The organism is Micromonospora sp. NPDC050397 (assembly GCF_044901685.1).
In the GTDB taxonomy this organism is placed as follows: domain Bacteria; phylum Actinomycetota; class Actinomycetes; order Mycobacteriales; family Micromonosporaceae; genus Micromonospora_G.
This window is the reverse complement of record NZ_JBJDPS010000001.1, coordinates 377,910-389,626: the sequence shown is the minus strand read 5'-3', so window position 1 is coordinate 389,626 and position 11,717 is coordinate 377,910. Positions and strand designations below refer to the sequence as shown.

Here is an 11,717-nt window from a genome sequence, read left to right as displayed (position 1 = left end):
GCACGTCGGTAACATTCGGCCAAAGGATTGCAAGATTGCGACAAAGACCTGCTTGGTTTATCGCTCGAATCTGCAATTTCGAGTGGGGCCGCTCCCCCGGCGGTGTTTCCTCCCCGTACCGGAGAGGCCCGGTGATGCCGTCGGTTCCCCACCACCCCCTCGGCCCCGTTCGCACCCCAACCCCACGCCCATGGGGGATCGGAACACACGCGGAAACGTCCCTCCACGCGACAAGGACAGAGATGAGAAGAACGAACCTGATCAGGTTGCTGGCGACGACGCTCGCCACCGCCATGATCGCCACCGTAGGGTGGTCGCCCGCCGCGAACGCGGCCGGCGACCCACACCACCTGCTCGACGAGACCGCCACCGCCCGCGCGGTCGCCGCCGACGCGGTCGGCAACCTCGCCCAGGGCCGTCCCACCCAGGAGAGCGGCCACGCCGACGTCTACGACTCCTCCCGGGCGGTCGACGGCAACCAGGCCAGCTACTGGGAGAGCGTCAACAACTCCTTCCCGGAATGGCTCCAGGTCGACCTCGGCTCCTCGGTGGCCGTCAACCGGATCGTCCTGAAGCTGCCGGGCACCAACTGGGGCACCCGTACCCAGGTGTTGAGCGTGCAGGGCAGCACCAACGGGTCGACCTTCGGCGACCTGGTCGCCTCGCAGACGTACACCTTCAACCCGGCGGTCAACGCCAACTCCGTCACCATCACCTTCGGCCAGGCCACCACCCGCTACGTCCGGCTCAACTTCACCGCGAACAGCGGCTGGCCCGCCGGTCAGCTCTCCGAACTGGAGATCTACGGACCCGAGACCGGCGCCGACACCACCGCGCCGAGCGTGCCGGGGACCCTGTCCTACACCCAGTCCGGCACCACCATCACGCTCAACTGGGGCGCGTCGACCGACAACCCCGGCGGCAGCGGCATGGCCGGCTACAACGTCTACCGCAACGGTACGTTGCTCCAGTCGGTCGGGAACGTCACCACGTTCACCGACACCCAGCCAAGCACCGCGACCGTCTCCTATTACGTCCGGGCGCGCGACGTCGCGGGCAACCTCTCCGGCAACAGCAACACCGTCACCCGGACCGGCAGCGGCGGCGGCGACACCACCGCGCCCACCGTGCCGGGCGCGCTCTCGCAGGCCACCTCGGGCAGCACCATCACCCTCACCTGGGGTGCCTCCACCGACTCCGGCGGCAGCGGGCTGGCCGGCTACAACGTCTACCGTGGCGGCAGCCTGGTCGCGACCCTGGGCACCGGGCTCAGCTACCAGGACAGCCAGCCGCCGACGGCGACCGTCTCCTACCACGTCCGGGCGCGTGACGGTGCCGGCAACCTCTCCGGCAACAGCAACACCGTCACCCGGACCGGTACGCAGCCGCCGGGCTGCACCAACGTCGCCGCCGGCAAGACCATGACGGCCAGCGGCTCCACCTTCACCTTCACCCCCGAGAAGGCCAACGACGGGTCGCTCGCCACCTACTGGGAGGGCGCGCCGTCCTACCCGCAGAACCTGACCGTGGCGTTGGGCGCGAACCACGTCCTCAGCGCCGTGAACGTGAAGCTCAACCCGGACCCGGCCTGGGGCACCCGTACCCAGAACTTCCAGATCCTCGGCCGGGACCAGGGCTCGACCACCTACACCAGCCTGGTGGCGGCGGCGAACTACCAGTTCGTCCAGGGCAACAACGTGGTGAGCGTCCCGGTCGGCGCGACCACGGCCGACGTACGGCTCCAGTTCAACTCCAACACCGGCGCCCCGTCCGGGCAGGTGGCCGAGTTCGAGGTCTGCGGCACCCCGGCGCCCAACCCCGACCTGGTTGTCACCTCGACCACCTGGACGCCCGCGTCACCGACCGAGACCAGCGCCATCACCCTCTCCGCCACCGTGCAGAACATCGGTTCGGCGGCGGCCGGCGCGACCACGGTCAACTTCAGCCTGGGCGGCGCGGTCGTCGGCAGCGCCCCGGTCGGCGCGCTCGGCGCCGGAGCCTCGACCACGGTGTCGTTCAACGCCGGCACCCGGGCGATGGGCAGCTACAGCGTCACGGCCGTGGTCGACCCGACCAACACCGTGATCGAGCAGAACAACGCCAACAACAGCTTCACCGCACCGTCCCCGCTGGTGGTCGCCCAGGCCCCCGGCCCCGACCTGCAGGTGCTCGGGGTGACCTCCAACCCGCCGAACCCGGCGGTCGGCGCACCGGTCACCTTCACCGCGACGCTGAACAACCGTGGCACCACCGCGTCCGGCGCGACCACGGTCACCCGGCTGACGGTCGGCGGCACCACGCTCAACACCAACACCCCGTCCATCGCCGCCGGTGCGACCACCGCCGTGGCGATCTCCGGCAGTTGGACCGCGACCAGCGGCGGCGCCACCATCACCGTGACCGCCGACGCGACCAACGCGGTCGCCGAGACCAACGAGGGCAACAACACCTTCACCCAGGCGATCGTGGTCGGGCGCGGGGCGGCGGTGCCGTGGGTCTCGTACGAGGCCGAGGCGGCCCGTTACCAGGGCACGCTGCTGGAAACCGACGCCGAGCGCACGTTCGGACACACCAACTTCGCCACCGAGTCCTCCGGTCGCAAGTCGGTACGGCTGAACAGCTCCGGCCAGTTCGTCGAGTTCACCTCGACCAACGCGGCCAACTCGATCGTGGTGCGCAACTCCATCCCGGACGCGGCCGGCGGTGGTGGCATCGAGGCCAGCATCAGCCTGTACGTCAACGACACCTTCGCCCAGAAGCTGACGCTCTCGTCCCGGCACAGTTGGCTGTACGGCAGCACCGACGACCCGGAGGGGTTGACGAACACGCCGCAGGGTGACGCCCGGCGGCTCTTCGACGAGGCGCACGCCCTGCTGGCCCAGTCCTACCCGGCCGGCACCCGGTTCAGGTTGCAGCGGGACGCGGGCGACACCGCGTCGTTCTACATCATCGACTTCGTCGACCTGGAGCAGGTGGCACCGGCGACGAGCCAGCCGGCCGGCTGCACCTCGATCACCGCGTACGGTGCGGTCGCCAACGACGGGATCGACGACACCGACGCCATCCAGCGGGCGGTGACCGACGACCAGAACGGGGTCATCGGTTGCGTCTGGATCCCGGCCGGGCAGTGGCGGCAGGAGAAGAAGATCCTCACCGACGACCCGCTCAACCGGGGCCAGTACAACCAGGTGGGGATCAGCAACGTCACGATCCGGGGCGCCGGCATGTGGCACTCGCAGTTGTACACGCTGACCGAGCCGCACCTGGCGGTCGGTGGCATCAACCACCCGCACGAGGGCAACTTCGGCTTCGACATCGACGACAACACCCAGATCTCCGACATCGCCATCTTCGGCTCCGGCCGGATCCGTGGCGGTGGCGGCGCCGAGGGTGGCGTCGGCCTGAACGGGCGCTTCGGGGAGAACACCCGGATCAGCAACGTCTGGATCGAACACGCCAACGTCGGGGTCTGGGTCGGCCGGGACTACGACAACATCCCCGACCTGTGGGGCCCGGCCGACGGGTTGCAGTTCAGTGGCATGCGCATCCGCGACACGTACGCCGACGGCATCAACTTCACCAACGGCACGCGCAACTCGCGGGTGTTCAACTCGTCGTTCCGTACCACCGGTGACGACTCCCTGGCGGTCTGGGCCAACCGGTACGTCAAGGACCCCTCGGTCGACATCGCGCACGACAACGTGTTCGCCAACAACACCATCCAGTTGCCCTGGCGGGCGAACGGCATCGCCGTCTACGGCGGCTACGGCAACAAGATCGAGAACAACCTGATCTACGACACGATGAACTACCCGGGCATCATGCTCGCCACCGACCACGACCCGCTGCCCTTCTCCGGGCAGACGCTGATCGCCAACAACGGGCTGTACCGTACCGGCGGGGCGTTCTGGGGCGAGGCCCAGGAGTTCGGCGCGATCACGCTCTTCGCGGCGACCCGGGACATCGTCGGAGTGACCATCCGGGACACCGAGATCGTCGACTCCACCTACGACGGCATCCAGTTCAAGACCGGCGGCGGCAGCATACCGGGCGTGGTGATCAGCAACGTACGGATCGACAGGTCCAACAACGGCGCCGGCATCCTCGCCATGAGCGGTGCCCGGGGCAGCGCGACGCTGTCGAACGTCACCATCACCAACTCCGCCGACGGCAACATCGTCACCCAACCGGGATCGAGCTTCGTGATCACCGGCGGCTAGACCGGCCGTCCACCGCCGGCCCCTGATCCGTACCCGGGGCCGGCGTGGACGGACGGACGACGTACCAGTGCTCCCCCGGCGCCCCCGGCCGGGGGAGCACGTCGTTGTAGTGCTGCCTCAGCAGGTACCCGCAGGTCATCGACCGGGGACGGTTCGAGGTGAACCGGAACGGCACCCCGGACGTGTGTATCGCGGCCGGTTGGCGGCCACGTTCCGGCCGTTCCCCGGTCGACCGGAGCGCGGCCCCGATGGGTGCCCGGTACGGACCGGGCGCCGGAATACCACCCATCCGGCCGCTGTTGCCCGATCCGGGGGAAGGCTTCGGGAGGGACGTTGCTGGTGGGCGAGGAACTGCGGTTCGAGGTGCTGGGGCCGGTGCGGGCATGGCGGGGGCAGACCGAGGTCGAACTCGGCTCACCCCAGCAGCGGGCCGTGCTCGGCACCCTGTTGCTGCGTGACGGCGCGGTGGCGACACCGGACCGGTTGGTCACCGCGATCTGGGGCGAGAAGGCGCCCCGCGCCGCGCTGGGCATGGTCCGCTCGTACGTCTCACGACTGCGGCGGGTGCTGGACGAGGGGCACCCGACGACCGTGATCGAGTCGGTCGGCGGAGGCTACGCCCTGCCGACCGGGCCGGGCACCCTCGACGTCGCCGACTTCCAGCAGCACCTGGCCGGCGCTCGCCGGGCCCGCGACCGGGGCGACCTCGACGCCGAGGCGACCGAGCTGCGCGCCGGACTGGCACTGTGGAAGGCCGCCCCGCTCGCCGGGATCCGCGCCCCGTACGCCGAGCCGGAACGGACCCGGCTGTTCCAGAGCTGGTGCGCGGCAGTGGAGGAGCTGGCCTCGGTCGACCTGGAGCTGGGCCGGCACATCGAGGCGGCGGCGAGCCTGCTGCCCGTACTGACCGAGCAGCCGCTGCGCGAACGGCCGCGTGAGCTGCTCATGCTGGCGCTGTACCGGTCCGGACGGCAGGCCGAGGCGCTCCGCGTCTACCAGGAGACCCAGCGTCTGCTCGCCGACGAACTCGGTCTCGATCCCGGGCCGGAGTTGCGGGAGATGCAGCGTCGCATCCTCCGCTCCGACCCGGCGCTGGCCGGGCCACCGCCGGCCGGTTCGTCACCGCTGCGCCGGCCGGCGCGACCGGAACCGGTCGAGCGGACCACCCACCTCCCCCCGGACCTGGCCGAGTTCACCGGGCGCACCGATCCGCTGCACCGGCTGACCGAGGCGCTGACCCCGTCGGACGTGACCGTGCCGGTGCTCGGGCTCACCGGCATCGCCGGGGTCGGCAAGACCTCGCTCGCCGTACACACCGGACACGCCCTCGCCGGGGACTTCCCGGACGGCCGGTTCTTCGTCGACCTCGGCGCGACCGCCGATCCGCTCGCGGTGCTGTTGCGCGATGTCGGCGTGGTCGGCGACGCCGTACCGCAGGGTCCGACCGAACGCGCCGGGCTGTGGCGCTCGCTGACCGCCGGCCGCCGGATGCTGCTGCTGCTCGACGACGCCCGCGACGTCGAGCAGGTACGACCACTGCTGCCCGGTCCCGGCGGGGCCGCCGTGGTGGTCACCGCCCGCAGACGCCTGTTCGGCCTGGCGTACGCACACTGGCTCAAGCTCGACGGCCTGCCCGAGGACGAGTCGCTCGCACTGCTGGAGCGCCTGGCCGGGGCGGAACGGGTCCGGGCCGAGCCCGGCGAGGCCCGTCGCCTGGTCCGCCTCGCCGCCGGTCTGCCGCATGTCGTGCACGGGATCGCCGACCGGTTGGCGTCCCGCCCGGACTGGACCCTGGCCACCTCGCTGCGACGCGTCACGGGCTGTGCCACCGACCTCGAACCACGACAGTCCGAATGTCACGCGATCGAGCGCCCGTACGAGTCCGCCCTGGCCGACCTGTCCCCGGCACAGGCCCGTACGCTGCGACTGCTGGCGGTCCCGGACGGGCCGGACATCTCCCTGCACGCGGCGGCGGCCGTGCTGGACCGTTCCGTCGACGAGACGGAGAACCTGCTGGAGTCGCTGGCCGACGTACACCTGATCGAGCCCGGCGCCGACGCGCGCTACCGCTACCTGCACCCGGTACGCGCCTTCGCCCGCCGCCGGGCGCTGATCGAGGAAGGCCGGGCCGAGTGCGACGCCGCGCTGGCCAGGATGGCCCGGTTCTACGTCACGACCATGCGCGACGCGCTCGCCACGGACGCCGGCACCACCCTGCCGGACCCCGGGCCCGGCGGTTTCCGCTTCGACGACGCCGAGGCGGCCCGCCGCTGGCTGCTGGTCGAACACGAGCACCTCTGGTCGGTGGCCGCGCAGACCTCCAGCATCCCGAACGCGCCCAGGGAGCAGTTGACGTACCTGATGAGCCGGGTGACCCGGTCGTGGCACGGACCCTCCCCGGAGAAGTCCCGGGTCGCGCTGTTGGAGCGGACGGGCTGAACCACCGGTCAGTCTCGGCCACGCCCAGGCCGGGCCACCCGCCGAGTTGCGCCAGCCGCCGAGTTGCGCCACCGGCCAGGACATTTGTCCTGCGGATCACGGGATATCGCGGCCTGCCACCACACCCTGCCCGCTCCGTAGCGTCGATGTCACCGGGAATGAGCCGGTGGGAATCGACGAGGAGGCAGGGCGATGACGGAAACATTCGAGGTGCGGCGGTCGGCGGCCCGAGGTTCGGGCGCGCGGCGGGCGGTCACGCTGGCGGCGGCCGCCGTGTCGGCGCTCGCCGTCTGGACGGTGGCCGTGCCCGTGGCGGGCCTCGACCTGACGGTCGGGGCCGGCGCGGACGCGCGGTCGATCGGCCCGGCCGCGGTGGCGCTCGTGCCGATCCTGGCCGGGGGCGCGGGGTGGGCACTGCTCGCGTGGCTGGAGCGCCGCCGGCCGGACGGTCGCCGGGTCTGGCGCTTCACGGCCTGGGCGGTGCTCGCCCTCTCCCTGGTCGGACCGGCCACGGCCGGCGCCGCCGCCGGCGTGGTCGCTACCCTGGTCGCCATGCACCTGGTCGTCGCGGTAACGCTGGTCGTCGGGCTCGCACCGGCCCCGGCCGAGCGCACCTCGGGTCGCTGAGCGGACATGTCGATGAGATCGGACGACAGCACGCTCGACTGCGTCGAGATCGACCCGACCACGGCCTGGGTCGCGCGTCATCCCGGCCCCTGGTTCGCGCTGGTGTGGATGCCCGTGCTGCTGCTGGCACCGGTCGTCGCCGCGGTGGGTGCCGGGCAGGTGCTGCGGACCGGGTCGCTGGTGCTGCTCGGGGCGGCGTACGCGGCCACGGTCCGGCTGCCGTTCCAGGCCGGTGTCCGGGCACATCGGAACGCGGAGTGGCTGCTGCTGCTTCTCGCGGTGTTGGGCACCGGTTACCTGGTGGCCTGGCGCACCGACCGGGAGTTCGTGTTCCCGCTGCTCGCGATCGCCGCCGCCGTGGCCGTACGGCCCCGGTGGGCGCTGAGCCTGATCTGGTCGCTGGCCGTCAGCGGCGCGATCGCGGCCGGTGTGGAGAGCCGGTCGCTCCAGGCCGCCCTGTTCCTCGGCTTCTCCACGTTCTTCGCCGGTGCGGCCACGTTCCTGGTGCAGTACCTAGTCGGCGTCGTGGACGAACTCACCCGTACCCGGGAACAGCTCACCCGGGCCGCCGTCGCGCAGGAGCGGCTGCGTCTCTCCCGTGACCTGCACGACCTGCTCGGTCACACACTGTCGGTGGTGGTGGTCAAGGCGGAGGCGGTCCGACGACTGCTCGACCGGGACCCGGAGGCGGCCGTCGAGCACGCCGGTGACATCGAGTCGATCGGCCGGCGGGCGCTGACCGAGGTGCGCGAGGCGGTCAGCGGTTACCGCTCGGTCAGCCTCGCCGAGGAGTTGTCCAACGCCCGTACCGCGCTGACCGCAGGCAACGTACGGGTCGACATCAGCGCGCCGGCGGTGGCGCTCGACCCACGGGTCGACTCGCTGCTCGGCTGGGTGGTCCGGGAGGGTACGACAAACGTGTTGCGGCACGCGCGGGCCGGCGGTTGCCGGATCACGGTGGCGTTCGACGGCGCAATCGCCAGGGTCGAGGTAGTCGACGACGGTGACGGCAACGAGGGGCGCGACGGTTACCCGGGCGACGGCGGCAGTGGGCTGCGGGGGCTGCGCGAACGGGTCGCCGACCTCGGCGGTGAGCTGACCGCCGCCACGACCGGCTCCGGGTTCCGCCTGGCGGTGGCGGTGCCGGTACCCGCGCTATCCGGGAGGCCGTGATGACGTCGGTAACCAGGATTCTGATCGCGGAGGACCAGGGCATGATGCGCTCGGCCCTGGCGAGCCTGCTCAACCTCGAAGAGGACATGGAGGTGGTGGCGAGCGTCGGTCGCGGCGACGAGATCCTGCCGGCCGTACGCCGGGAACGCCCCGACGTGGCCCTGCTCGACATCGAACTGCCGGGGCGCAGCGGCCTTGAGGTGATCGGCGAGGTGACCGAGACGCTGCCCGGTTGTGTCGTCATCATCGTGACCACGTTCGGCCGTCCGGGCTACCTCAAACGGGCGCTCCAGTCCGGCGCGCGGGGGTTCCTGGTCAAGGACCAGCCGGTGGAGCGGCTGGCCGCCGCGATCCGGCGGTGCCTGGCCGGTGAGATCGCCGTCGACCCGCAACTGGCCGCGCAGGCGCTCAGCGCCAGCCCGAACCCGCTGTCGGAGCGGGAGCGTCAGGTCCTCGACGCCTCCACCGGTGGCGCGACGATCGCGGACATCGCCACGCGGCTGCACCTGTCGGCGAGCACCGTACGCAACTATCTCTCCTCGGCGATCGGCAAGACCGACGCGCGCAACCGGGCCGAGGCGTTGCGCCTGGCCCGGGAGCGTGGCTGGCTCTGAGCTGGCGCCCGCTCCGCGACACCGCCCGAGGGCCGGTCAGATACTCCTCCAGTGCGTTGCGAACGCGACCCACCGGCCCACGCCCAGCCCGAGCACAACGTGTGCGGCCGAACACAACCGGTGACCCGGAGGGCGTACGAGCGACCGGCGTCGCTCGTACGCCCGCGTCACACCCTCCACCGGGACGGGCCACCCGCCGCCGGCTGGTAGCGGAAGAACCGACCGGTGTGCAGCGACGCCCGCAGGTGGGCGCCGGCCAGCGGCGCCGCCAACTCCACCCGGTCCAGGGTCGACCGCAACGCCCGGGTCGCGTTGACCCTGGCCCGTTCGGCCTCGCCAGCCTGGGCACGCGACCGGCCGCCCAGCCCGGTGGCCCGGCGCAACTCGGCCAGCAGCGCGGCCCGTTCCGCCTCGGCGGCGCCCGCCCGCTCGACGTCGCCGGCCCGGTCGGCGGCCTCCAACTCCTCACCGAGGACCGCCAACCGACGCCGGAAGGCGGCGCGGCCGGTGTCGTCGAGCACCGGCTCACCGTCGGGCACTCGCAGACCGGAACCACCCGCGACCAGGTCCAGGGCGGCGATCTCCTGGCCGGGCGCGGCCAGCAGGCTCCGCAGATACCGCACCCCACGCCCGTCGCGCAGCCGGGCCGTCTCGGCGCCCGCATCGAGCAGCCAGTCGTCGCCGTCCCGGCCCAACCGCCACTCGTCCGGCGCCGGAGCCAGCGTCGCCAGCAGCCCGGCCAGTCCGAGCTGCTCGGCTATCGAACGAGCCCGACCGAGATCGTCCCCGGCCCGGTCCCGGTCACCAACCCGGTCCCAGTCACCGGCCCGGTGCCGAGCGCCAGCCTGGTGCCGAGTGCCAGCCTGGTGCCGAGCGCCGGCTGCATCCCGCTCGGACAGGGCTCGGCTCCGGGCGACCAGCGTGTCCGCGAGCCACGGCAGGGCACCGATCCGTTGCGCCAGGTCGGCCGCCTGGTCAAGATGGGACACCGCGTCGTCGAGTCGCCCCAACCGGGCGGCCAGCCGGCCCAGGTAGGTGTCGACCGGGCCGGTGATGGTGTTGGCGCCACCCCAGACCACCAGCCGACCCCGATAGGGCAGGAGTGCGTCGTACAACGCCCGCACGTCCGCCGGGCCGCCGACCCGGGCCGCCACGACCGCCAGGTCGGCCAGGGCTCCGACCCAGCGCGGCCCGGAACCGGCGAGCACCGCCGGCAGCACCCGTTCCAGTTCGAGCAGCGCCTCGGCCTCACGACCCGACTCGGCCAGGGTCCGCGCGGCGGTCGCCTCGAAGAAGTGACCCGGCAGCCGCCGGGCGAGCAACAGCAGACCCTCCGCCTCGGAACCGTGCTCACCCCGGAGCAGGGCGATCCGCCCGAGCAGCGACGCGACCAGCCGGTCCGTGTCACTGAGCCCGGCCCGACGGCCCTGTGCACCCACCTGCGCCGCGAGCGACGCCGCCACGTCGAACCGACCCCGGACCGTCGCGAGCATCGCCTGACGGGCCAGCACCATCACCGCCGCCTCCGGGTCGCCGCCCAGTTCAGCAGCCTGGGCGTACGCGGCCAGAGCCGTCTCGGCGGCGCCCAGGTCACCCAGCTCGGCCAGCGCGACAAAGCTCCAGAACAGTCCGCGCCGCTCGACCACCGCGTCGCCGGCCTGCCGGGCCTGCGCCACGATCTCCGCCGCCGTGCTCAACCGCTCGTACGCGGCAGCCGGGTCCCAGAGCGCGTGCAGCCGGGCGTCGAGCACCTCGGCGATGGTGCCGGGGCTGCCGGTCGTCCTCGCCGACGCCACCGCCTCGTCCACCAGCTCACGTCGACGCGCACCGGCGGAGGGATCGCCGAGCAGCTCACGGGCGAGCCGGGCCAGCACCCGGGCCCGGGTGGTCGGCGGCAACGGGCGCTCGGCGGCGGCCTCCAGCAGCCGGATCAGGCCGACGTCGAGCTGGAGGAACTCCGCCCGTGACGGTGTGGTCAGCGCCAGATGGATGACCGCGTCCCCGTCGACGCCCAGCCCGTCCAGCTCGCCGGCCAGACCGAGAGCGACCCCGGGCAGCCCGGACGAGGCCAACCAGACCGCGTGCACCGCGTCGGCGGACAGCTCCGGGGTCAGGTCGGCGAGTTCGGACTCGGTCAGCCCGCGCAGATGCAGCTCCGGCGCCAGCCCGAGCGATTCGGCCGAGGTCGCCAGCAGCGCGGTCGCGCCCGAGGCGAGCCGGGGCGCCAGTCGGGCCAGGAACGCCACGGCCTGCGTACCGGCCCGGTCCACGTCGTCGACCAGCAGCAGGCGGGGCCCGCCGACGGCGATCGCCTGGGCGGCCCGGTCGAGGTCCGCTGGACCGGTGTCGCCCGACAGCTCGGCCAGGTCGACATCGCGCAGCAGGTGGTCCCAGATCCGCAGGCCGGAGTCGAGGGCGGTGCCGGTGGTGCGGAACACCGGCACCCCACGGGAGCGGGCGAGCAGCGCGGCGGCGTCGGTCAACGCGGTCCGACCCGCGCCGGGCGGCCCGGTGACAACAAGGTGCCCGCCGACGCCGGCCACGACTCGGTCGAGCAACTGTTCCACCGCGGCGAGTTCCCGGCGGCGTCCGATCAAGGCCACGACCTCAGCGTACGGTCACGGAGCGCATCGACACGCAGGGT

Annotated in this window: 6 protein-coding genes; 5 read left to right on the top strand and 1 reads right to left on the bottom strand. The window is 72.4% G+C overall.

All coding sequences use genetic code 11. The features are described from left to right. Positions 1 to 242 precede the first annotated feature (242 nt). The 5 genes from ACI2K4_RS01480 to ACI2K4_RS01460 all read left to right on the top strand — a co-directional run bounded on the left by ACI2K4_RS01480 (position 243) and on the right by ACI2K4_RS01460 (position 9,073). Positions 243 to 4,220 (top strand): CARDB domain-containing protein, encoded by a 3,978-nt coding sequence (locus ACI2K4_RS01480; protein WP_404507888.1) that lies wholly within the window; start codon positions 243 to 245, stop codon positions 4,218 to 4,220. Positions 4,221 to 4,559: 339 nt separating this feature from the next. Continuing rightward, positions 4,560 to 6,659 carry a BTAD domain-containing putative transcriptional regulator gene (locus tag ACI2K4_RS01475; protein ID WP_404507886.1) on the top strand — a complete coding sequence of 700 codons (2,100 nt, stop codon included), beginning with the start codon at positions 4,560 to 4,562 and terminating at the stop codon, positions 6,657 to 6,659. A gap of 192 nt (positions 6,660 to 6,851) precedes the next feature. Next, entirely contained in the window at positions 6,852 to 7,286 is a 435-nt protein-coding gene (locus tag ACI2K4_RS01470) for a DUF6069 family protein (RefSeq protein WP_404507885.1), read from the top strand. A gap of 12 nt (positions 7,287 to 7,298) precedes the next feature. Then, a complete protein-coding gene (locus ACI2K4_RS01465) occupies positions 7,299 to 8,459 on the top strand; it encodes a sensor histidine kinase (protein ID WP_404507884.1) in 1,161 nt (386 codons plus the stop codon). Further along, positions 8,459 to 9,073, top strand: a complete 615-nt coding sequence (locus ACI2K4_RS01460) for a response regulator transcription factor (RefSeq protein ID WP_404507883.1) — start codon at positions 8,459 to 8,461, stop codon at positions 9,071 to 9,073. The genes ACI2K4_RS01465 and ACI2K4_RS01460 overlap by 1 nt, the downstream gene beginning before the upstream one ends. 167 nt (positions 9,074 to 9,240) lie before the next feature. Here the strand turns inward: ACI2K4_RS01460 and ACI2K4_RS01455 are convergent, their stop codons facing one another. Then, positions 9,241 to 11,676, bottom strand: coding sequence for an AAA family ATPase (locus ACI2K4_RS01455; RefSeq protein ID WP_404507881.1), 2,436 nt, complete (start codon positions 11,674 to 11,676; stop codon positions 9,241 to 9,243). Between the last annotated feature and the right edge of the window lie 41 nt (positions 11,677 to 11,717).